General features: G+C 72.4%; 21 protein-coding genes. 10 read left to right on the top strand and 11 right to left on the bottom strand.

The genetic code is table 11. The annotated features are described in order from the left end of the window. The first annotated feature begins 37 nt into the window (after positions 1-37). Together AB0D74_RS47120 and AB0D74_RS47115 are read left to right on the top strand one after the other, a co-directional pair. Positions 38-922 carry an ATP-binding cassette domain-containing protein gene (locus tag AB0D74_RS47120; protein ID WP_362601590.1) on the top strand — a complete coding sequence of 295 codons (885 nt, stop codon included), beginning with the start codon at positions 38-40 and terminating at the stop codon, positions 920-922. Continuing rightward, positions 919-1,590: an ABC transporter gene (locus tag AB0D74_RS47115; protein ID WP_362601587.1), complete on the top strand. Its 672-nt coding sequence runs from the start codon at positions 919-921 to the stop codon at positions 1,588-1,590. Before AB0D74_RS47120 ends, AB0D74_RS47115 begins: the two co-directional genes overlap by 4 nt. Here AB0D74_RS47115 and AB0D74_RS47110 read toward each other — a convergent pair. The 7 genes from AB0D74_RS47110 to zapE form a co-directional block, all read right to left on the bottom strand. After that, positions 1,582-1,773 carry a hypothetical protein gene (locus AB0D74_RS47110; protein ID WP_362601584.1) on the bottom strand — a complete coding sequence of 64 codons (192 nt, stop codon included), beginning with the start codon at positions 1,771-1,773 and terminating at the stop codon, positions 1,582-1,584. The two genes, AB0D74_RS47115 and AB0D74_RS47110, sit on opposite strands and share 9 nt — an antisense overlap. An 18-nt stretch (positions 1,774-1,791) precedes the next feature. After that, entirely contained in the window at positions 1,792-2,646 is an 855-nt protein-coding gene (locus AB0D74_RS47105; RefSeq protein ID WP_362601581.1) for a polysaccharide deacetylase family protein, read from the bottom strand. A gap of 64 nt (positions 2,647-2,710) precedes the next feature. Then, on the bottom strand, positions 2,711-3,544 hold the full coding sequence (locus AB0D74_RS47100; RefSeq protein ID WP_362601635.1) for a slipin family protein: 834 nt from the start codon (positions 3,542-3,544) through the stop codon (positions 2,711-2,713). A gap of 143 nt (positions 3,545-3,687) precedes the next feature. Next, positions 3,688-5,142 (bottom strand): SulP family inorganic anion transporter, encoded by a 1,455-nt coding sequence (locus AB0D74_RS47095; protein WP_362601578.1) that lies wholly within the window; start codon positions 5,140-5,142, stop codon positions 3,688-3,690. 8 nt (positions 5,143-5,150) lie between these two features. Then, positions 5,151-5,729 (bottom strand): carbonic anhydrase, encoded by a 579-nt coding sequence (locus AB0D74_RS47090; RefSeq protein WP_362601575.1) that lies wholly within the window; start codon positions 5,727-5,729, stop codon positions 5,151-5,153. Between the two features lie 91 nt (positions 5,730-5,820). Then, complete coding sequence (locus AB0D74_RS47085) at positions 5,821-6,216, bottom strand: hypothetical protein (RefSeq protein WP_362601572.1); 396 nt, start codon at positions 6,214-6,216, stop codon at positions 5,821-5,823. 153 nt (positions 6,217-6,369) lie between these two features. Next, entirely contained in the window at positions 6,370-7,476 is a 1,107-nt protein-coding gene (zapE, locus tag AB0D74_RS47080) for a cell division protein ZapE (protein WP_362601569.1), read from the bottom strand. Between the two features lie 37 nt (positions 7,477-7,513). Here zapE and AB0D74_RS47075 point away from each other — a divergent pair, with 37 nt between their 5' ends. The 5 genes from AB0D74_RS47075 (at position 7,514) to AB0D74_RS47055 (ending at position 12,532) form a co-directional block, all read left to right on the top strand. Beyond that, on the top strand, positions 7,514-8,320 hold the full coding sequence (locus tag AB0D74_RS47075) for a pyrimidine reductase family protein (protein WP_362601564.1): 807 nt from the start codon (positions 7,514-7,516) through the stop codon (positions 8,318-8,320). A 152-nt stretch (positions 8,321-8,472) separates the two neighbouring features. Beyond that, the gene (locus AB0D74_RS47070; protein ID WP_089104693.1) at positions 8,473-8,946 is read left to right on the top strand and encodes an indole-3-glycerol phosphate synthase; all 474 of its coding nucleotides are present in this window, start codon (positions 8,473-8,475) and stop codon (positions 8,944-8,946) included. Positions 8,947-9,115: 169 nt separating this feature from the next. Further along, the gene (gene murC / locus AB0D74_RS47065; RefSeq protein ID WP_362601561.1) at positions 9,116-10,504 is read left to right on the top strand and encodes a UDP-N-acetylmuramate--L-alanine ligase; all 1,389 of its coding nucleotides are present in this window, start codon (positions 9,116-9,118) and stop codon (positions 10,502-10,504) included. Positions 10,505-10,517: 13 nt separating this feature from the next. Next, positions 10,518-10,925 (top strand): peptide-methionine (R)-S-oxide reductase MsrB, encoded by a 408-nt coding sequence (gene msrB, locus AB0D74_RS47060; protein WP_351712266.1) that lies wholly within the window; start codon positions 10,518-10,520, stop codon positions 10,923-10,925. A 335-nt stretch (positions 10,926-11,260) separates the two neighbouring features. After that, entirely contained in the window at positions 11,261-12,532 is a 1,272-nt protein-coding gene (locus AB0D74_RS47055) for a PP2C family protein-serine/threonine phosphatase (protein ID WP_362601558.1), read from the top strand. A gap of 88 nt (positions 12,533-12,620) precedes the next feature. On the opposite strand, the gene AB0D74_RS47050 is transcribed toward AB0D74_RS47055, so the two are convergent. Further along, a complete protein-coding gene (locus AB0D74_RS47050; protein ID WP_362601555.1) occupies positions 12,621-14,057 on the bottom strand; it encodes a HAMP domain-containing sensor histidine kinase in 1,437 nt (478 codons plus the stop codon). Further along, complete coding sequence (locus AB0D74_RS47045; protein ID WP_362601551.1) at positions 14,054-14,749, bottom strand: response regulator transcription factor; 696 nt, start codon at positions 14,747-14,749, stop codon at positions 14,054-14,056. The genes AB0D74_RS47050 and AB0D74_RS47045 overlap by 4 nt, the downstream gene beginning before the upstream one ends. A 151-nt stretch (positions 14,750-14,900) precedes the next feature. On the opposite strand from AB0D74_RS47045, the gene AB0D74_RS47040 reads away from it, so the two are divergent. From AB0D74_RS47040 to AB0D74_RS47030, 3 genes are read left to right on the top strand one after another with little or no spacing between them, the layout of a single operon-like run. After that, a complete protein-coding gene (locus AB0D74_RS47040; RefSeq protein WP_362601549.1) occupies positions 14,901-16,238 on the top strand; it encodes a ferredoxin reductase family protein in 1,338 nt (445 codons plus the stop codon). 10 nt (positions 16,239-16,248) lie between these two features. After that, positions 16,249-16,983, top strand: coding sequence for an FMN-binding protein (locus AB0D74_RS47035; protein WP_362601546.1), 735 nt, complete (start codon positions 16,249-16,251; stop codon positions 16,981-16,983). Between the two features lie 2 nt (positions 16,984-16,985). Beyond that, on the top strand, positions 16,986-17,708 hold the full coding sequence (locus AB0D74_RS47030) for an FAD:protein FMN transferase (RefSeq protein ID WP_362601543.1): 723 nt from the start codon (positions 16,986-16,988) through the stop codon (positions 17,706-17,708). A 64-nt stretch (positions 17,709-17,772) separates the two neighbouring features. Here the strand turns inward: AB0D74_RS47030 and AB0D74_RS47025 are convergent, their stop codons facing one another. Both AB0D74_RS47025 and AB0D74_RS47020 read right to left on the bottom strand, forming a co-directional pair. Then, positions 17,773-19,896, bottom strand: a complete 2,124-nt coding sequence (locus AB0D74_RS47025) for a glycosyltransferase family 39 protein (RefSeq protein ID WP_362601540.1) — start codon at positions 19,894-19,896, stop codon at positions 17,773-17,775. Further along, on the bottom strand, positions 19,893-20,738 hold the full coding sequence (locus AB0D74_RS47020) for a dolichyl-phosphate beta-glucosyltransferase (RefSeq protein ID WP_362601537.1): 846 nt from the start codon (positions 20,736-20,738) through the stop codon (positions 19,893-19,895). The genes AB0D74_RS47025 and AB0D74_RS47020 overlap by 4 nt, the downstream gene beginning before the upstream one ends. Between the last annotated feature and the right edge of the window lie 212 nt (positions 20,739-20,950).

Below are 20,950 nucleotides of genomic sequence, written 5' to 3'. Positions count from 1 at the left end.
GCAACCCACCACCCCGATCCCGGATGAAAATACCCTCATGCAGCGTGATCTTGAACTGGCCCGCGTAGGCCGCCGCTACGGCATACGCGGCCCCTGGGTGTTAAGAGGCGTCGACCTCACCCTCACCCCCGGCTCCCTCACCCGCGTGGAAGGAGCCAACGGCACCGGCAAGTCCACCCTCCTCCGCATCGTCGCCGGCATAGACACCCCCACCGAGGGCCGCGTCACCGGCCGCCCCCGCACCGCGTACGTCCCCGAGCGCTTCCCCTCGGCCCTCCCCTTCACCCCCTCCGGCTACCTCACCCATCTCGGCACCGTCCACGGCCTCTCCCGCAGGTCGGCCGCGGCCCGCGCAGCGGACTGGCTGGAGCGGTTCGGCGCCGCGGCCTACGCGGACACGCCCATGGCCCGGCTCTCCAAGGGCACCAGCCAGAAGGTCGCGGTCGCCCAGGCGCTGCTCGCCGACCCCGAACTCCTCGTCCTCGACGAGGCCTGGACCGGCCTGGACGCCGAGGCCCGCGCGGAGCTGGAGCGGGCGGTCGCCGAGCGCACCGCCGCCGGGGGCGCCGTGCTGTTCGTCGACCACGATCCCCGGCGGCTCGCGGGCGCGCCCGACGCGATCCACCAGGTCGTCGGCGGCACCCTCAAACCCCGTACCGCCCAGGAGACTTCCCCCGTCGGCCCGCTCGCCGTCGTCACCGTGCGGGGCCCGGCCGGCGGCCGGCTGCCCGCGGACGCGACCCGCACGGCGGCCTCGGCCGAGGAACCGACCCCGGGTACCTACCGTCTTACGGTTCCCGCGTCCCACTCGGACGTGGTCCTGCGTGCCCTGCTCACGGCCCGCCCGCCGTGGCACGTGGTCTCCGTCAGTCCCCCGGAGAGCCCCCCGGACGTCCCGCCGGACGAGAAAGACCGCCGATGACCGCACTCCTGCGCTACCAGACCGCTCTCCTCCTGCGCTCCCAGCGCTGGCTGCCTCCGGTGATCCTGTACGCGGTGTTCCTGGGCGTGGGCGTGCAGAGCGGTCAGCCGGTGCTGGACTCGCTCGGCTACACGGCCGCCGCGCTGCTGCCGGTGGCCGCCTGGCTGGTACGGATCTGCGTCACGGGCGAACCGCCGGCCGCCCGGGCCTGTGTCACGGCGGCCCGCGGCCCGGCCAGGGCCCATCTGGCCGCCCTGCTCACCGCCCTCTTCGCCGCCGCGCTGCTCGGCACGGCGGCCACCCTGGTCGTGACGGTGATCAGCCGGCACGCCACCAACGACCACCAGGTGCCCGTACCACCCCTGCGGGCCGGTGCCGCCGGTCTCCTTGCCACCCTCGCCTGCGCGCTGCTCGGCACCGCCGTCGGCGCGCTCACCAACCGCCCGCTGCTGCGCTCGCCGGGCCGGGCGGTGCCCGCCATGCTGCTGGCCGCGCTGCTCTCGACGGTGCTGGCGGGCTCCCCGGCGCACGCGGCGGTCAGCGGCCTGGTCACCGGCTCGGAGTCCGGCCGGATCCCGGTCTCCCTGCTGCCGCCGGCCGCGGCGGCCCTGCTCGCCACCGCGGCCTTCGCCACGGCCTGCGCCCTCAACGGCCGCCGCTCACCCTGAACAGGCGCTCCGCTGCGCCTCCTGCCACTCGCACCGCGGACACATCGTGATGCCCTTGTACGACTCCGGGTACTCCGTCGGCTCCCGGCAGAGCACGCACTCGGCGTACGGCGGCCCGTCCGCCGTCGGCGGCTTCGCGCCCTCGGTGATCGTGCAGTAGCCCTCGTGCCGCTCGTCGCTCATGTCTCCAGCGTAGGACGGTCACCGGTGACCCGGCGTCTCCCCGATCAGTTCGGAGACCTTCACGAACCGGAAGCCCCGCTTGCGCAGTTCCGGAACGACGGTCCGCACCACCTGCTCGGTGGTCGGGGCGGCGCTGCGGGTGCAGTGCATGACGACCACGGAACCGGGCTTCACGCCGTCCAGGACCTGTTTGGTCACCGCGTCGGCGTCCGTCGCGAACGCGTCCCCGCTCACCACGTCCCACTGCACCGCGGTGACCCCGAGCGCGCCGACCGCGCGCAGCGCCTGCCGGTCGTAGCAGCCGCCGGGGAAGCGGAAGTACGGCATCGGGTGCGGCACCCCGGCGCGGAGCAGGGCGGCGTAGGCGCGCTCCACGTCCGACTTCATGTTCGCGGCGGCGACGGTCGGCAGGCCGTAGCAGTCGCCGGTGAACGCGTAGTGGCTGTAGGAGTGGTTGGCGACCTCGAACTGCGGGTCGCGGCCCAGGGAGCGGGCCTGGGCCGGGTACTCGTCGGCCCAGCGGCCGGTCATGAAGATCGTGGCCGGCACCTTCAGCCTGCGCAGGGTCGCGATCAGCGCCGGGTTGTCGAAGTGCTCGCCCTTGGCCGCGCGCGGCCCCTGGTCGGCGGTCATGTCGGCGTCGAAGGTCAGGGCGACGGTCTTGCCCAGGGTGCGCGGACCGTTGGTGAAGACGGGTGCCGTGCCGCCCGGCCCCGGGGCGAGCGTGGGCGGCGGGGTGGCGGAGGAGGAGGCCTTGGGGGGCGCCGGGGGGCCGGCGTGGGGGGCCTCGGTGGTGCCGCAGGCGGCGAGCGCGGCGCCCAGGGCGACGCATACGGTGGTCGTACCGGAAAGACGGCGTGCTAGTCGGATCACCGTACGAACGTAGGTCGGTATGTCCTATTTTCCGGTGTGGCGCGGCGGACGGTACGGCGCCGGGTCACCCGGGCGGCGGTCCCGTCCGGGCCGCGCTCTCGCCGATCCCGGCCGGGGTGTCGCCGTTCGGCGCCGGCTGTCCGCCGGCCCGCTCCAGGAACCGCAGCAGCTCCACCGGGAACGGCAGGACCAGCGTGGAGTTCTTCTCGGCGGCCACCGCCACGATCGTCTGCAGCAGCCGCAGTTGCAGGGCCGACGGGGTGTCCGCCATCTGCTGCGCCGCCTCCGCGAGCTTCTTCGAGGCCTGGAGTTCGGCGTCGGCGTTGATGATCCGGGCCCGGCGCTCCCGGTCGGCCTCGGCCTGGCGGGCCATCGAGCGTTTCATCGTGTCCGGCAGGGACACGTCCTTGATCTCGACCCGGTCCACCTGCACGCCCCAGCCCACGGCAGGGCTGTCGATCATCAGCTCCAGGCCCTGGTTGAGCTTCTCGCGGTTGGAGAGCAGGTCGTCCAGGTCGCTCTTGCCGATGATGGACCGCAGCGAGGTCTGGGCCATCTGCGAGACGGCGAACTTGTAGTCCTCGACCTTGATCAGCGCGCTCACCGCGTCGACCACCCGGAAGTAGACGACCGCGTCCACGCGCACGGTGACGTTGTCGCGGGTGATGCCCTCCTGGGCGGGGACCGGCAGCGTCACGATCTGCAGGTTGACCTTGTGCAACCGGTCCACGAACGGGATCACCAGATTGAAGCCGGGCGTCCGCACGTCACCGGAGACACGCCCCAGCCGGAACAGCACACCCTGCTCGTACTGCTTGACGACCCGCGCACCGGCGGCCACGTACAGCACGCCGACGAACAGCGCCGCCAGAACCGCGACCAGCAGCTCCTGAACCATCACGACCCCCAGGTAAAGAGGTCCGATATGTCTGTTGCTGCAACGATATGCCCGGCGGGACGCTCGGGGCCACGGTCCTTGGTACCAGGTCCGGGCCGGGATGCCGAGGGGCGTCGGCACCCCGGCCCGGGACGGCCGCCGGTTCAGGCGGCCGTGACCTTCACCGGCTCGGTGTCCGCGTCGCTGTGCCGCTGGGCCCAGCTCTCCAACGCGGTCCGGCAGGCGTGATCGAGGTGGTGCAGCCCGGAGAGGTCCACCCGGATCGGGCGGTCCTGGGGCAGCGCCTCCAGGCTGTCGAGGATCTTCGGCAGCCGCAGGAAGGTCGCGTTGCCCGACAGGTAGGCGTCGATCGGCCCCGCGCCCTTGTCGACGACCTCCAGCTTGAGGTGCGAGGCCTCCCAGGCGGTCTTGACGATCGACAGGGCGAGCCCGATCAGTACGCCCTCGAACATGCTCACCGCCACGATCGAGACGGCCGTGACGACGAGGACGACCGCCTCGCCCCGATGTTCGCGCCACAGCACGGCCAGCGCGCGCACCGGGATCAGTTTGGCGCCCGAGTAGACCAGGATTCCGGCCAGCGCCGGGATCGGTAGGTAGCTCAGGACTCCCGGCAGCAGGGTCGCGAACAGCAGCAGCCAGACGCCGTGCAGCACCCGGGACGCCTTGGTGCGGGCGCCCGCCTGGACGTTGGCCGCGCTGCGCACGATCACCGCGGTCATCGGCAGCGCGCCGAGCACCCCGCAGAGCGCGTTGCCCACGCCCTGGGCGATCAGCTCCTGGTTGTAGCGGGTGCGCGGACCGTTGTGCAGCCGGTCCACGGCCGCCGCGCTGAACAGCGACTCGGCGGACGCGATCAGGGTGAACGCGACGATGGTGCCGATCACCCCGGCGCTCGCCAGTTCGCCGAAGGCGCCCAGCGGCGGCGGCTGGACCGAGTCCAGCAGTCCGTGCACCTCGACGGTGGCGACCGGGAGGCCCAGGGCGAAGGCGGCCAGGGTGGCGAGGCCGACGGCGGCCAGCGGTCCGGGGACCGTCCGCACCTTCGCCGGGGCGTGCTTCCACAGCACCAGGACCGCGACCGTGCCCGCGCCGAGGGCGAGCGAGGCCAGCGCCCCGCCGTCCCCCAGGGCGTCCAGGAACGCCCCGGGCAGCCCCGCTATCTTGCCGGGGCCGGACTCGGGGGCCTTGGCGGCGAGCGCCGGGTACAGCTGACCGGCGATCAGCACCAGGCCGATGCCGGCCAGCATGCCCTCGACGACCGAGACCGAGATGGCTCGGAACCAGCGCCCCAGCCGCAGGACGCCCAGGGTGATCTGGAGGAGGCCGGTGACCAGCACGATCACGCCGAGCAGCGGCAGCCCGAACTCCCGCACCGCCTCGAAGACGAGCACGGTCAGACCGGCGGCCGGCCCCGACACCTGAAGGCTGCTGCCGCGCAGCAGCCCGGTGACGAGACCGCCCACGATGCCGGTGACCAGGCCCAGTTCGGCCGGGACGCCGGAGGCGACGGCCACGCCCACGCAGAGCGGGAGCGCGACCAGGAAGACGACGAGGGAGGCGGCGAAGTCCTGACGTATGTACGGGAACTTGGTCATCGCGGTGCTCACAGGGCCTCGAAGGTGTCGGTGGCGGCGCGGTGTTCGCGCACGGCACCGGTGTGGACCTCGTAGTACCAGCCGCGCAGGGTCAGTTCGCCCGCGCTCAGCTTCTTGTCGATGCAGGGGTACGAGCGCAGCCGCAGCAGCTGGGCGAGCACGTGGTTCTGCACGCCCTCGGCTACGGCCGGGTCCTCGACCGCCCCGCTCGGGCGCGGCTCGGCGCTGGCCAGCCAGTCCCGTACGGCGGGTACGGCGGTCAGGTCGTCGCCGCGCACCAGCGCGCCGACGGCACCGCAGTGCGAGTGCCCGCAGACGACGATGTCGCGGACGCCGAGCACCTCCACGGCGTACTCGACGGTGGCCGCCTCGCTGGTGGGGTGGATCGAGGCGTAGGGCGGGACGATGTTGCCCGCGGTGCGCAGCTCGAAGAGCTCGCCCGGGCGGGCGCCGGTGATCAGGGCCGGGACGACCCGGGAATCGGAGCAGGTGATGAAGAGCACCTGCGGCGACTGGCCTTCGGCGAGTCTGGCGAACTCCTCAGGGCGCTGTCCGAACGTACGGGCGTTGTCGATGAGGGGCTGCATGGCGTGTGGACTCCTCCTGGCGCGCTACAGCGGCGCGTCGGGCTTGCACGACGGTTGTGGGGGGGTGTTGAGCCGGGGCCGGACGGGTCCGTCAGCAGCGGAAGACCTGGAGTGCGGCCGGTGAGTGGGCTCTGGATGCTCTGAAGGCGAGTCGGTGCTTGGCCGAGGGGGCCGCCGAGGCGCGTATGGCCTCGGTGTGCCGGGCGGTGGCCGGACGGTCGTCGGCGCAGCCGGTGGTGGCGGTGCGGTGGCGGTCCGCGCTCTGTGGCGGGCCGGGCGGCTCGCCGCACAGTCCGTGGTCGCGGAGTGTGTGCGAGCCGTCGCGCACGGCCTTCACCGGGGGTTTGAATCCGGGCTGGGCCTTGGCCTCGGCATGACTGAGTGTATGCGCGGCTGTGAAGGTTGCTGCGGGAGCGAAGAACTGGACGGCGAGCAGGGCGGCGGCCAGGAGCGAGATCACGGTCCGGGCCGTCGTACCTCGGAACATGAGCCCCCCTCGCGGCAGTTCACGCCTCTCGTGTGCACCAAGCACAGGTCAATGGTTGGTCAAGAAACACGTTAACCCTGCAAAGTCGTTTGCAGGGTTAACTCCGTGTTGCGAGCCGAAGAGAGCGTGAAAAGTGCCGGTGGCGTGGCCTGATCAGGCCGTTGGCGCCAGCTCCTTGCCGTCCCTGGCCAGGGCGGTGAGCCGGGATATCGCGCGGAAGTACTTCTTCCGGTAGCCGCCGTTCAGCATCTCCTCGCTGAACAGCCTGTCGAAGGGCTGCCCGGAGGCCAGGACCGGGACCTCGCGGTCGTAGAGCCGGTCCGCGAGGACCACAAGCCGCAGGGCAGTCGACTGGTCGGGCACCGGCCGCACGTCCGTCAGGCAGACGGCGCTCAGGTCGTCGGTGAGCGCGCCGTACCGGCTGGGGTGCACCTTGGCCAGGTGCTCCAGGAGGCGCGGGAAGTCGTCGAGCGAGGCGCCCGGAGTGGCGTACGCCGCCTTCGTCACCTGTTCGTCGGAGTAGGGCGCCGGTGCCTCGGGCAGGCCGCGGTGGCGGTAGTCCTCCCCGTCGATGCGCAGGGCGCGGAAGTGGGCCGACAGGCCCTGGATCTCGCGCAGGAAGTCGGCGGCGGCGAACCGGCCCTCGCCGAGCTTGCCCGGCAGGGTGTTGGAGGTGGCGGCGAGCGCGACACCGGCGTCGACCAGCCGCGCGAGCAGGCTCGACACCAGGACCGTGTCGCCGGGGTCGTCCAGCTCGAACTCGTCGATGCACAGCAGGCGGTGGCCGGAGAGGGTCTGCACGGTCTGCTGGAAGCCGAGGGCGCCGACCAGGTTGGTCAGCTCCACGAAGGTGCCGAACGCCTTCAGCGCGGGCTCGGCGGGGGTGGCGTGCCAGAGGGAGGCGAGCAGGTGGGTCTTGCCGACGCCGTACCCGCCGTCGAGGTAGACCCCGCGCGGCCCGGCCGGCGCCTTGGCCGCCTTCGCCTTCCCGAAGCCGAAGAGGCCCCGCCTGCCGCCGGCCACCGCGTGCGCCCCGCCGAGACCGCCGGCGAACCCTTCCAGGACCCGTACGGCCTCGGTCTGGCTCGGCTGGTTCGGGTCGGGGAGGTAGGTGGCGAAGCGGACCGAGTCGAAGCGGGGCGGCGGCACCATCTCGGCGACCAGCCGGTCCGCGGGGACGTGCGGGGAACGGGCGCACAGCGACAGCGGGCCCGCGTCGGCTATGGGGCTGACCTCGGATGCGGCGGGAGAAGACGACACGGTTACCCATGCTAGTTGCCGTGCCACACTGCACGACATGCGACGCCTGTTCCCTGTGACCGAACGAACAACAGCCCAGGCCTCCGGCGGTGCGGCCGGACAGGGGCGCGAGGGGGCGGCGGGGGAGTGGAGTCTCGCCGAGCTGGCGCTCGCCTACGCCTACCCCGGGTCCGCCGGACGGGAGCCGTGGCTGCGGGCCAACATGGTGTCCACGCTCGACGGGGCCGGCCAGCACGACGGGCGGTCGCAGCCCATCTCCGGCGCGGCCGACATGCGGATCTTCGGTACCCTGCGCGGGCTCGCCGATGTCGTCGTCGTGGGTGCGGAAACGGTACGGCAGGAGGAGTACCGGCCGGTACGCGAGCGGGCGGAGTTCGCGGGCGCCCGGGCCGCGGCGGGGCAGACGAGGGTCGCCGCGGTCGCCGTCGTCAGCGCGAGCCTGGATCTCGACTTCTCGCTGCCGCTGTTCACCTCGCCCCTGGTGCCCACGCTGGTCCTGACCGGCGCGGCGGCGGCCCCCGGCCGGGTCGCCGCCGCCGAGCAGGCCGGGGCCCGGGTGGTGACCGCGGGCGACGGCGCCGGTGTCGACCCGGACCGCGCGGTCCGCGCCCTGGCCGGCCTCGGCCACACCCGGCTGCTCACCGAGGGCGGACCCCGGCTGCTCGGGCAGTTCGTCGCCGCCGGAGTCCTCGACGAGCTGTGCCTGACGGTCTCCCCGATGCTCACGGCGGGGGACGCGCAACGGATCGCCGGGGGGCCCGGTGTCGCGGTACCCCAACGCTTCGAACTAGTGTCCCTGCTGGAGGAGGCCGGATTCCTGTTCGGCCGCTACCGCCGGTCCTGAAATCAGCGGAATATTCCGTTCCGCTTAGCTTTCGGCGGGCAAACTGAATCCGGCAGTACCCGTGCGATCGCGGGGCAGGATGGTTTCCGCAGGGGTGCCGGCCCCACGGAGGACAGAGGGTCGAGCGGCCCTCTAGGGAGAAGAGGCGCCAGGTGTTCACAAGCGTTCTGATGATCGAGAAGGCCCTGACGTCCGCCGACGTGGAGTTCGTCACCACCCTGCACGGGGACGAGCAGGTCGCCTTCCACGTGCTGCTGCAGCCGCGCGGCGACCAGGCGGACCGCCTGCTGCGGGCCATCGACGACATCGCACTCGGCGAACTCGACGAGGCCGCGCGCGAGCGGGAGACGCCGGAGGGCGACGCGGCGAAGGGGCCCGCGGAGCAGGCGCTGGACGTGTCCCTGACGGCCCTGCGGGCGGCCGGCAGCACGGCGGAGGGGCGGATGGTCGAGGACCACCCGCTGGACGCGCTGCGGAAGTTGGTGGAAGAGGTGGGCGCGGACGAGGTGATCGTGCTGACCGATCCCCACTATGTGGAGGAGTTCTTCCACCGGGACTGGGCGTCGCGGGCGCGGCACAAGGTGGGAGTGCCGGTGCTGAAGCTGTTCTCGCACAGCAAGGCGTAGGTGCGGTGGGGGGCGGTGCTGTGCGTTCCCGGCTGCGGGTGCGTCGTGGCTCGTCGCGCAGTTCCCCGCGCCCCCAGGGGGGTGCGCCTCGCGTCCCTTGCGAAGCGACTCGTGGTGCAGCACATAGGCTAGGGCTGCTTTCGCACGTCACCGTCTCTGGGAGAAATACATGGCACCCGGGCTTCCTTCCGCCATGGAGCGTCCGCACTTCATCGGGATCGGCGGCGCCGGGATGTCGGGGATCGCCAAGATCCTCGCCCAGCGCGGGGCCGCGGTGGCCGGGAGCGACGCCAAGGAGTCGGAGACCGCCGAGGCGCTGCGGGCGCTCGGCGTGACCGTGCACATCGGGCACGCCACCGGGCACCTCGCCGACGACGCCACCTGCGTCGTCGTGTCCTCGGCGATCCGGAAGGACAACCCCGAGCTGGCCCGCGCCGCCGAGCTGGGCATCCCGGTGGTGCACCGCTCCGACGCCCTCGCCGCCCTGATGGACGGCCTGCGGCCGATCGCGGTGGCCGGCACGCACGGCAAGACCACCACCACGTCCATGCTCGCGGTGTCCCTGACCGCGCTGGGCCGCGAGCCCTCGTACGCCATCGGCGGCGACCTCGACGCCCCCGGCTCCAACGCCCTGCACGGCGAGGGCGAGATCTTCGTCGCCGAGGCGGACGAATCGGACCGCAGCTTCCACAAGTACGCGCCCGAGGTCGCCATCGTCCTCAACGTGGAGCTGGACCACCACGCCAACTACGCCTCGATGGACGAGATCTACGAGTCCTTCGAGACCTTCGCGGGCCGGATCGTGCCCGGCGGCACGCTGGTGGTCAACGCCGACCACGAGGGGGCGCGCGAGCTGACCCGGCGGGTGGCCTGCCGGGTGAACACGGTGACGTACGGCGAGGCCGAGGACGCCGACGTCCGGGTGCTCTCCGTCGTACCGCAGGGCCTGAAGAGCGAGGTCACCGTCGCGCTGGACGGGACCGAGCTGACGTTCACGGTGTCCGTGCCCGGCCGGCACTACGCGCACAACGCGGTCGCCGCGCTGGCCGCGGGCGTGGCCCTGGGGATCCCGGCCGCCGAACTCGCCCCCGCCCTGGCCGCCTACACCGGGGTGAAGCGGCGCCTCCAGCTCAAGGGTGAGGCGGCGGGCGTCCAGGTGATCGACTCCTACGCCCACCACCCGACCGAGATGACCGCCGACCTGGAGGCCATGCGCGGCGCCGCCGGGGACGCCCGGATCCTGGTCGTCTTCCAGCCGCACCTCTTCTCCCGCACCCAGGAGCTGGGCAAGGAGATGGGCGACGCGCTGGCCCTCGCGGACGCCTCGGTCGTCCTCGACATCTACCCGGCCCGTGAGGACCCGATCCCCGGGGTCACCAGCGAGCTGATCATCGAGGCGGCGCGGGCCGCGGGCGCCGACGTCACCGCCGTGCACGACAAGGACGAGGTCCCCGCCGTGGTCGCGGGAATGACGAAGCCCGGTGATCTGGTTCTCACCATGGGCGCGGGCGATGTGACCGACCTGGGCCCGAGGATCCTGGAACGCCTGGCGAAGTGAGGGGCTGAGAGTCATGTCGTACGACGTCGAGAAGCCGGACGAGCAGTGGCGGGCGGAGCTGTCGCCGGCCGAGTACGCCGTGCTGCGTCAGGCGGCGACCGAGCCGGCCTTCAGGGGTGAGTACACCGACACCAAGACCAAGGGCGTGTACTCCTGTCGCGCCTGCGGTGCCGAGCTGTTCACCTCCGGCACGAAGTTCGAGTCCCACTGCGGGTGGCCGAGCTTCTACGACCCGAAGGACACCGACGCGGTCGAGCTGATCGAGGACCGCACGCACGGGATGGTGCGTACCGAGGTGCGCTGCGCGCGCTGCGGCTCGCACCTCGGGCACGTGTTCGAGGGCGAGGGGTATGCGACCCCGACCGACCAGCGGTACTGCATCAACTCGATCTCGCTGCGGCTGGCCGCCGACGAGAGCTGAGTCCGGCCGGGCCCGTCAGCGGACGGGCCCGGATGCCGGCGCGGTGGTGCCGTCGGTCGGTCCGACGGCGTCGCCGAGACAGCCGGCCGACACGTCCCGGCGGGCCCGTCGGGACGTAACCGCCCACGGTGAGCGCCGTGTTGGCCTCGGTGAGCCGCTCGGCGCAGGCGGCCGGGGCCGGTCCCGGGGCGGTCGGCAGGACCGCCTCGCGGCCCAGCCGGTCGGGGACGACGCCGGAGGCGAGCAGTGCCCCGAGCGGGCCCGTGCCGCAGCCGGGTTCCGCGCGCCTGCGGGCGGCTGGTGCCCGGATCGGGACAGTTTGAGATTCTGTGAGGGTGTCGGGTGTCGCACGATGGTTCCAGGGCCGCAGGGGACCCGCGTCCGCCGAAGGCCCGGGCGGACCGGACGGGCTCGCCGCGCCGTTCAGGGCGTTGCGCTCGGCCGCGTCCGGTATCGGCACCAGCCTGGACGAGTCCACCACCTGCACGGAACTGACCCGGGCGGCGGTACAGGTGGCCGGCGGCTGCGCGGCCGTGATGCGACGGGCCGGCGACGTCGTCTCCGGCTACGAGGCGATCGCGGGCGACGCCGACCTGCTGCCCGACGCCCGCTGGGCCACCGCGGTCGCCCGGGACGCGGGCACCCCCGCGGCCGACGGCTGGACGGACCCGTGGCTGGCCCGCCCTCTCGGCAACCACCTCCGCCCGGCCCTGTGCGCGCCCCTGACCAGCGGCTCCGACCAGTACGGCGTCCTGGTCTGCGCCCGCGAGGGAACGGCGTTCGCCCGTGCGGAGGCCGAACTGCTCGCCCTCCTCGCCGAACGCGCCGCCTCCCACATCCGGCACGCCCGCGAGTACGACCGGGTCAACCGCACCGCCGCCGACCTGCAACGCGCCCTGCTCTCCGAGCCGGGCCGGCCGCACCCGAACCTGGACGTGTCGATCCGCTACCTCCCGGCCGGCGGGCGGGTCCTGGTCGGCGGCGACTGGTGCGAGACCGTACGGCTGCACTTCGGGCGCACGCTGCTCGTCGTCGGCGACGTGATGGGCCACGGCCTGGAGGCCGCCGTCGACATGAACGCCTACCGGTCCTCCCTGCGCTACATCGCCTCCTCCGAGCTGCCGCCGCACCGGGTGCTGCGCCAGCTGGACGACATCGCCGCCACCGAGGCGGACCGGAGACCCGCCACCTGCCTGCTGGTCCGCGTCGACCCCAGCCGCGGGCAGGTCACCCTGGCCAGCGCCGGTCACCTGCCGCCCGCGCTGATCACCAAAGGAGGCCGCACCGCACTCCTCAAGGTCCCCGTCGGCCCGCCGCTGGGCACCGGCTTCGGCGGCTACGAGTCGGCCACCCACCGGATCGAACCCGACGAGGCGCTGGTCCTCTTCACGGACGGGCTGGTGGAACGCCGGGGCGAGGACATCGACCGCTCCCTGCACCGCCTCGCCGAACTGCACTTCACCCCCGCCGTCGACGTCGACGGCCTGCTGGAGTCCATCCTCACCCGCCTCGACGCCCGGCACGCCGAGGACGACGTCGCGGTACTGGCGGCGCGTCCCCACCCCCGGCAGGGCGGGTTCAGCTCCGTGGAGGAGACGGAGGGCTGAGCGCCCCGCGGGGAGGGCTGCCGTCGGGTGCGGCGCCGTCGTGGCCGGCCGCGCAGTTCCCCCGGCCCTTCGGGGGCGCTGCCAAGGCTCAGCTCGGCAGTGTCAGGGTGAACACCGTGGTGCCGGTGGGGCCGTCGCCCAGCCCGATGGTCCCGCCGTGCGCCTCCACCAGTGCCCGTGCCACCGACAGGCCGAGCCCGCTGCCGCCGCGGTCCCGGCTGCGGGCCTTGTCGACGCGGTAGAAGCGGTCGAAGACCCGGGCACGGTCACCGGCCGGGATGCCGGGGCCGTGGTCGGCGACGCTCACCGACGCCGAGCCGGAGGTGACGGCGACCGTGACCGAGACCGGGGTGCCGGTGGGCGTGTGGACGGCCGCGTTGGTGAGGAGGTTGTCCAGCACCTGGCGGATCCGGACCGGATCGAGCCGGACCGGCACCGGGTCCGGGCCCGCGGTCACGGTCAGGGGATGGTCGGCGTGGGCGGCGCGGAAGGCGTCGGCGGCCTCCCGGACCAGCTCCGCGAGGTCGGCCTGCTCCAGCCGCAGCGGCGCCTCCACCTCGGCCGCGTCGAGCCGGGCGAGGAGCAGCAGGTCGTCGAGGAGGATGCCCATCCGGGCGGCCTCCGCGCGCAGCCGGGCCAGGTGCCGGTCGCGTTCCTCGGGCTCGTTGGCGGCGGCGTACTGGAAGAGGTCGGCGTAGCCGCGTACCGACATCAGCGGGGTGCGCAGCTCGTGCGAGGCGTCCGCGACGAAGCGGCGCAGCCGCTGCTCGGCCTCGGCACGGACGGCGAGGGAGTGGTCGATGTGCTCCAGCATGGTGTTGAACGCGGTGCGCAGCTCCTCCACCTCGGGGCCGCCGCCCTGCTTGGCCGCGCGCAGCGGCAGCCGGGCCGCCGACTCCGTCAGGTTGTGCGAGGCGATGCCGTGCGCGGTGTGCGCCATGTCGCTCAGCGGCTCCAGGCCGTTGCGCAGCAGCCGGCGGCCGAACACCACCAGCGCCAGCAGGGCCAGCCCGAACGCCACCACCTGGACCGTGACCAGCTGCCGTACCGTCTCGTCGATGGTGTCCGTCGGCGCGCCGCTGACCAGCACCACCCCCGGCTCCACCTCGCAGCCGCGCAGCCGGTACTCGCCCTGGCCGGTCAGGTCCTTGGTGCGCAGCACCTCCGTGCCCGCGGCGATCTGCGCCTTCGCCACCGAGGTGAGCGGGGCGATGTCCGCGGGCAGGTCGCTGCTCTCCTCGGGCTTGCGCAGCACCGGGGTGCCGTCCGAGACGTCGTACACGGCGTAGTACCAGTGGTAGTACTTCTTGCCCTGGAGGGTGCCGTTCTGCGCGATGCTCTTGGACTGGGCGGTCTGGGCCAGCCCGAGCTGGTCGTCGAGCTGGGCCGAGAGATAGTCCCGCATATAGGTGGTCAGAGCGGTGCCGACGACCGCGAACACCACCAGGGCCAGCGCCCCCAGCCCCAGCGCGAGGCGGGTGCCCAGGCGCATGCTCCGGTACGAGCGCAGCAGCCGGCCCGTCACTCCGCCGCCTGCTGCCGGATGACGTACCCGAAGCCCCGCACGGTGTGGATCAGCGGCTCCCCGCCGGCCTCGTCCATCTTGCGGCGCAGCCGGCTGACCACCAGCTCCACCACGTTCGAACGGCCGCCGAAGCCGTACTCCCAGACGTGGTCGAGGATCTGCGCCTTGGTGAGCACGGTCGGCGACTTGCGCATCAGGTAGCGCAGCACCTCGAACTCGGTCGGGGTGAGGGAGATCAGCCGGTCGCCGCGGCGGACCTCACGGGTGTCCTCGTCCATCGTCAGGTCGGCGATCCGGAGCACCGAGCGCTGGAAGCCGGGGCCCGCGCTGCGCCGCAGCACGGTCCGCAGCCGGGCCATCAGCTCCTCCACCGCGAACGGCTTGACGAGGTAGTCGTCCCCGCCCCGGGTCAGCCCCGCGACCCGGTCGGCGACCCCGTCGCGGGCCGTGAGGAACACCACCGGCACCATCGTCCCGGAGTGCCGCAGCCGGTCCAGCACACCGAAGCCGTCGAGGTCCGGGAGCATCAGGTCGAGCACGACGATGTCCGGCCGGAAGTCGGCCGCCCGGACCAGCGCGTCCTCACCGGAATACGCGGTGACCGCGTCCCAGCCCTCGTACCGCGCGACCGTCGCGACCAGGTCGGCGATCGGCGGGTCGTCGTCCACGACGAGGAGTCGTACTTTTTCCACCCGCTCATACTGCGCCACCGGGCCGGATGCGCCAGACCCCGTCTCACACAGAAAAGACATCGATAAGCAGTTGAAAGTCGACCGACAGGAAAACGACAGCAGTCACGGGTGAAGCTCGACTCCCAGGACCCGATCAAGGAGCTGCCGACCCGTGACGACCGTCCAATCACCCCCTGCGCCCCCCACGGCGACACGCCCCAGGGTGGTGGCCCGCACGGGCCTGTACGCCGTGCTCGCCGTGAACGCGGCCGTGGTCGCCTACTTCTTCGCCCAGGCGGGATTCGCCTCCAACGCCCTGATCGTCATCGGCCGCTTCTTCGGCCTCTACGGCGCCCTCGTCATGGCCTTCCAGCTGGTGCTGGTGGCCCGGCTGCCCTGGCTGGACCGCCGGATCGGCATGGACCGGCTGACCTCCTGGCACCGCTGGACCGGCTTTGCCCTGCTCTGGACGCTGCTCGCGCACGCCGTCTTCATCGGCTTCGGCTACGCCGACGGCACGGGCGTCGGCCCGGTCGGCGAGATCGTCGACCTCGCGGAGACGACGGAGGGCGTCCTGCGGGCCGTGGTCGCGCTGGGCATCATCATCGTGGTCGGCGCCGTCTCGGCCCGCTACGCCCGCCGCAGGCTCGCCTACGAGACCTGGCACTTCATCCACCTGTACACGTACGTGGCCGTGGTGCTCGCCTTCAGCCACCAGGTCGCGGTCGGTACGACCTTCACGGCGTCGTCCGCCGCCACCGCGTACTGGTACGCGGTGTGGGGCGTGTCCCTCGGCGCGGTGGCCCTGGGCCGCCTGATCCTGCCGCTGTGGCGCAACTACCGCCACCAGTTCCGGGTCTCCGCCGTCGTCCCCGAGTCGGACAACGTCGTCTCGGTGTACGTCACCGGCCGCGACCTCGACAAGCTGGGCGCCCAGGCCGGCCAGTTCTTCCTCTGGCGGTTCCTCACCAAGGACCGCTGGTGGCAGGCGAACCCCTTCTCCCTCTCCGCCGCCCCCGACGGCCGCACCCTGCGCCTGACCGCCAAGGCGGCCGGTGACGGCAGCGCCGGCCTGCGCCACCTCAAGGCGGGCACCCGCGTCTTCGCCGAGGGCCCCTACGGCGCCTTCACCACCCTGCACCGGCAGAAGCCCGAGTCCCTGCTCATCGCGGGCGGCGTCGGCGTCACCCCCGTCCGCGCACTCCTCGAGGACATCGAAGGCCACGCGATCGTCATCTACCGCGTCGGCAGCGACCGCGACGCCGTCCTCTACGACGAGCTGCGCGACCTCGCCGTCGCCAAGGGCGCCGAGCTGCACCTGGTCACCGGCCCGCCGGTCCCGGACAAGCTGGCCCCGCGCGAGCTGGTCCGCCTGGTGCCGGACATCGCCGACCGGGACGTCTTCCTGTGCGGGCCGCCCCCGATGATGAACGCGGTCCTGCGCACCCTGGGAGACCTGGGCGTGCCCAAGCCGCAGATCCACTTCGAGCGTTTCAGCCTGGCGGGATGAGAGAGACACCGTGAAGCGAGCCATACCTGTCGTCGCGCTGAGCATCGCGGGCCTGATCCCCGTCTGGCGCTACGAACCGTCCATCGGCGGTACGACGTCCACCGCCTCCTCCGCCGCCGAGACCGCACCGAGCTCCTCGGCCACCTCCGCCTCGGGCACGGTCGTCAAGGGCACGACCATCGACACCGACAAGGGCCCGGTCCAGGTCCAGGTGACCTTCGACGGCGACAAGATCACCGCCGTGAAGATGCTCCAGCAGCCGAACCACCCGCAGACGACGGCCGCGGTGCCGGTGCTGATCTCGGAGACGTTGAAGGCGCAGAGCGCGGACATCGACACGGTCTCCGGCGCGACGATCACCAGCGACGCGTACAAGAAGTCCCTCCAGGCGGCGATCGACGACAACACCGCGTCGTCCTCCGCGTCGCCCTCGCCGTCCGCCTCCGCCTCGTCCGGCTCTGCCTCGTCCGCCTCGGCTTCGGCCGCCTCGAAGGTGGTCGCCGGTTCGACGGTCGACACCGAGAAGGGGCCGGTGCAGGTCCAGGTGACCTTCGCCGGGGAGAAGATCTCCGCGGTGAAGATGCTCCAGCAGCCGAACCACCCGCAGACGACGGCCGCGGTGCCGGTGCTGATCTCGGAGACGTTGAAGGCGCAGAGCGCGGACATCGACACGGTCTCCGGCGCGACGATCACCAGCGACGGCTACAGGGAGTCTCTCCAGGCCGCGATCGATGCGAAGGGCTGACCGTGCACCGAGTCGAACACGTCATGGGCTTCCCGGTCTCGCTGCGGGTGGACGACGAGGGCGACTTCGCGGAGGCCGCGGACGCCGTCTTCGCCTGGCTGCGGGAGGTCGACGCGCGGTTCAGCCCTTTCAGGGCGGACAGCGAGGTCTCCCGGCTCGACCGGGGCGAACTCTCCACGGCCGAGGTGAGCCCGGACCTCGCCGAGGTGCTCGCGCTGTGCGAGGAGTACCGGCTGGCGACCGGCGGCGCGTTCGACGTACGGCTGCCGGGGCGGGGTCTCGACCCGTGCGCGGTGGTCAAGGGCTGGTCGGTGCAGCGGGCGGCGGAGCTGCTGTCGGCGGCCGGGGCGCGGCGGTTCTGCCTGAACGCCGGGGGAGACGTGGTCGCGGCCGGCGGGCCCTGGCGGGTGGGGGTACGCCACCCCGAACACGCCGACCAGCTCTGCCTGGTCCTGGAGATCACGGACGGGGCGGTGGCCACCTCCGGGCGTTACGAGCGCGGCGACCACATCGTCGACGGCCGCACGGGCCGTCCGGCCACCGGCCTGCTCAGCGTCACCGTGGTGGCCCCCACGCTGACGGAGGCCGACTCCGCGGCGACGGCCGCCTTCGCGATGGGCACGGACGGCGCCGCGTGGGCGGCGGGCCGCCCGGGCTGCGAGGTGTTCGTGGTGGACACGGACCGGGCGGTACTGCGGACGCCGGGGCTGCCGGTCGCCGCGTGACACCGGGCACGACACGAGAAGGCGGGCCGCTCCGGGCGGCCCGCCTTCTCTTTCGGGGTGCGGATCAGCTGACGTCGGAGGCGTCCAGGCGGTACAGGCCGCTGTAGGCGCTCACGGCCGAGCCGTGCTTCTTCACCCAGGTCGCGATCTCGGTGTTGGTGCCCTGGCCGCCGTCGCTGCTGACGACGATGTAGTGCAGCTTGCCGGACTTCACCAGGCTCTTGAGCTTGGCGAGGGTCATCGCGTTGTCGCTGCCGGACCAGCCGCCCATGGAGATGACGGGCTGACCGGACTCCAGGATGATCGAGGAGGCCGTCTGGTCGGTGGCCACCGCGACCAGCCAGGTGGCGTCGTCCTGGTGCTTCTTCAGGTACGTGATCATCGCGGAGCTGACCTGGCCGCCGCCCATGCCTCCGGCGGTACGGCCGGACTGCGACTCGCTGCTGGAGCTGGAGCTGGAGCTGGAGCTGGAGCCGGACTCGGTGCCGGTGCTTCCCGTGCCGGTGCTTCCCGTCCCGGTCGGCGGCTGCCCCATGGACTGTCCGCCGGAGCTTCCGGAGCTTCCGCTGCCGGTCGGTGCGGTGCCGCTCTTGGTGCCGCTCGGTGCGCTGCCGCTCGGGCGCTGGCCACCGCCGCCGCCCATCCCGCCCATGCCACCGCCGGTGCTGGGCCCGGCCGTCGGGTTGGTGCCGTTGGTGCTCGCCGTCGTGGCCGCCGAGACGGAGTACGCGGCCGGTCCGGCCAGCAGGGCGACGATCGCCGCCAGTGCCGCGAAGCCGATCAGCTTCTGACGCTTCATGAACCGCCCGACCAGCAGCCCGGTCACCGCGAGCGCACCGCCCAGCGCGGCCACCAGCTCGGCGACCGTGTACACCGTGCCGGAGCCGGAGACCCGCTGGAGCAGGACGACCGCCCAGACCGCGCCGGCGGCGACGGCCGCCGGAAGCACCCAGCCCCACGCGGCTGCCGAGCCTTCGCGGAAGGCCTTGTACAGCATGACCCCGCCCGCGCCGGCCAGGGCGGCGATGCCCGGCGCCATGGCGGTGACGTAGTAGGGGTGGAAGGTGCCCTCGGCGAGGGAGAAGGTCAGGAAGTGCAGGACGAACCAGCCGCCCCACAGCATGAGGGCCGCGCGCCTGGCGTCGGTGCGCGGCGCCCGGCCGCGCAGTACCAGGCCGCCGACGAGGGCGATGGCGGCGAACGGGATCAGCCAGGAGATCTGGCCGCCCATGATGTCGTTGAACATCCGGTACAGACCCGAACTGCCGCCGAAGCTGGCGCCGTTGCCGGCCGAGCCCACCGAGGAGCTCGCCCCGAAGATCCGGCCGAAGCCGTTGTAGCCGATGACCAGGTCCCAGACCGTGTTGTCGGTGGAGCCGCCGATGTAGGGCCGGGAGGAGGCCGGGATCAGGTCGACGATCATCATCCACCAGGCGCTGCTCACGACCAACGCGGCCGTGGCGACGGCGAGGTTGCGGACGCGCCTGCCCAACGACAGGTCGGCGGCCCACAGATAGACCACGAAGAACGCGGGCAGCACGACGTACGCCTGCATCATCTTGGTGTTGAACGCGAAGCCGATGGCGACGGCCGACCAGACCAGCGGCATCAACCTGCCCGTGCGCACGGCCTTCAGCAGGGCGGCGGCGCCGAGCAGCATCAGGAAGACCAGAATCGGGTCCGGGTTGGTGTCGCGGTTGATGGCGACGGTGATCGGCGTGAGGGTCAGGACGAGGGCGGCGACCGTGCCGGCCACGACTCCGAAGTCCCGCTTGACCAGGCGGTACAGCAGGCCGACCGAGCCGACCCCGACCGCCACCATCGGCAGCATCAACTGCCAGGTGCCGTACCCGAAGGCGCGGGCGGACAGGCCCATCACCCAGAGGGCGAAGGGAGGTTTGTCGACGGTGATGAAGCTGCCGGAGTCCAGGGCGCCGAAGAAGAACGCCTTCCAGCTCTTGGTGCCGGAGTAGACCGCCGCGTCGTAGAAGGTGTTGCCGGTGAGGGAGGACAGGTTCCAGGCGTACAGGGCGGTGGCCAGGAGCAGGATCGCCCACAGGGCCGGGCGGGCCCAGCGCGGGTCCTCGGGGGCGCCGAGGAACAGCCTTCTGGCGCGGGAGACCGGCGGGGCGGCGGCCCGGTGCCGGCCGTCCTGGACCGGGTTGGGCGGCGGGGCGAGGGTCGTCATGACGCGTACTCCATGGGCTCGACGGCGGTGGCTGCCCCGGCGGGCAGGGCCGTGACGTTCTGGGGGACGGTGGTGCGGCGGGGTACGGCGGGGACGCGGGTGCGGCCGGTGACGGTGGCCCGGAGCATGCGGGCCATGCCCTTCAGGTCGTCGACGGCGGTGCGGACGATGTCGACCCGGCTGTCGGGGTCGTCGACCCAGTCGACCGGGACCTCGTGGACACGGAGCCCGTTGCGCTGGGCGAGCACGAGGAGTTCGGTGTCGAAGAACCAGGCGGTGTCCTCGATGTGCGGGGCGAGGGCGCGGAACACGTCGGTGCGGACGGCCTTGAAGCCGCACTGCGCGTCCGAGAAGCGGGCGCCGAGGCCTGCCTTGAGGAGCAGGTTGTAGGAGCGCGAGATGAACTCCCGCTTGGGGCCGCGGACCACCGCCGACTGCCGGTGCAGCCGGCTGCCGAAGGCGAGGTCGCTGTGGCCGGAGAGGAGGGGCGCGACCAGGGGCAGGAAGCCGTCGAGCCCGGTGGAGAGGTCGACGTCCATGTAGGCGACGACGTCGGCCGTGGACCGGCTCCACACGTGGTTCAGGGCGCGGCCCCGGCCCTTCTCCTCAAGGCGCCGCGCGTGGACGTGCGGCAGGCGCAGGGTCAGGTCGGTCGCCACCGTCCAGGTGGCGTCCGTGCTCGCGTTGTCCGCGATCGTGATGCGGAACGGGAACGGGAAGGAGTCTTCGAGGTATGCGTGGAGACGGCCGATGCTGCCGGCGAGGACGTGTGCCTCGTTGTAGACCGGCACCACGATCTCGACCGACCGGCGCCGGACGCCTCCCGCGTTCGTTTCGTTCATGACCATGACGATCGGGGCGCTGTCTGGGGCGGTCCTGAGGCTTCACTGAGCGGGGAATGAGAATCAGCGAACTCACAGGTACCGCACAGCGGGCGACGGTCAGGTCACAAACTGAAGAGGATCAGTCACTCGCCAAAGCGCTGAAACACTTCCGGTTTAAACTCAGTCCGCAACAGCCTGCGCCACGGCGACCGTGGTCGATAACTGGGCAC

Origin of the sequence: Streptomyces sp. NPDC048278 (genome assembly GCF_040652195.1) — a bacterium.
Taxonomy (GTDB): domain Bacteria; phylum Actinomycetota; class Actinomycetes; order Streptomycetales; family Streptomycetaceae; genus Streptomyces.
The sequence above is the reverse complement of the archived record's forward strand: the minus strand, read 5'-3'. Positions and strand labels throughout refer to the sequence as shown.

Bases quoted from the DNA above. Each gene is read 5' to 3' on its own strand.
- AB0D74_RS47120 (WP_362601590.1), top strand. From the start codon at position 38: ATGCAGCGTGATCTTGAACTGGCCCGCGTAGGCCGCCGCTACGGCATA.
- AB0D74_RS47115 (WP_362601587.1), top strand. From the start codon at position 919: ATGACCGCACTCCTGCGCTACCAGACCGCTCTCCTCCTGCGCTCCCAG.
- AB0D74_RS47110 (WP_362601584.1), bottom strand. From the start codon at position 1,773: ATGAGCGACGAGCGGCACGAGGGCTACTGCACGATCACCGAGGGCGCG.
- AB0D74_RS47100 (WP_362601635.1), bottom strand. From the start codon at position 3,544: ATGGTTCAGGAGCTGCTGGTCGCGGTTCTGGCGGCGCTGTTCGTCGGC.
- AB0D74_RS47095 (WP_362601578.1), bottom strand. From the start codon at position 5,142: ATGACCAAGTTCCCGTACATACGTCAGGACTTCGCCGCCTCCCTCGTC.
- AB0D74_RS47090 (WP_362601575.1), bottom strand. From the start codon at position 5,729: ATGCAGCCCCTCATCGACAACGCCCGTACGTTCGGACAGCGCCCTGAG.
- AB0D74_RS47085 (WP_362601572.1), bottom strand. From the start codon at position 6,216: ATGTTCCGAGGTACGACGGCCCGGACCGTGATCTCGCTCCTGGCCGCC.
- AB0D74_RS47075 (WP_362601564.1), top strand. From the start codon at position 7,514: ATGCGACGCCTGTTCCCTGTGACCGAACGAACAACAGCCCAGGCCTCC.
- murC (WP_362601561.1), top strand. From the start codon at position 9,116: ATGGCACCCGGGCTTCCTTCCGCCATGGAGCGTCCGCACTTCATCGGG.
- msrB (WP_351712266.1), top strand. From the start codon at position 10,518: ATGTCGTACGACGTCGAGAAGCCGGACGAGCAGTGGCGGGCGGAGCTG.
- AB0D74_RS47025 (WP_362601540.1), bottom strand. From the start codon at position 19,896: ATGACGACCCTCGCCCCGCCGCCCAACCCGGTCCAGGACGGCCGGCAC.
- AB0D74_RS47020 (WP_362601537.1), bottom strand. From the start codon at position 20,738: ATGAACGAAACGAACGCGGGAGGCGTCCGGCGCCGGTCGGTCGAGATC.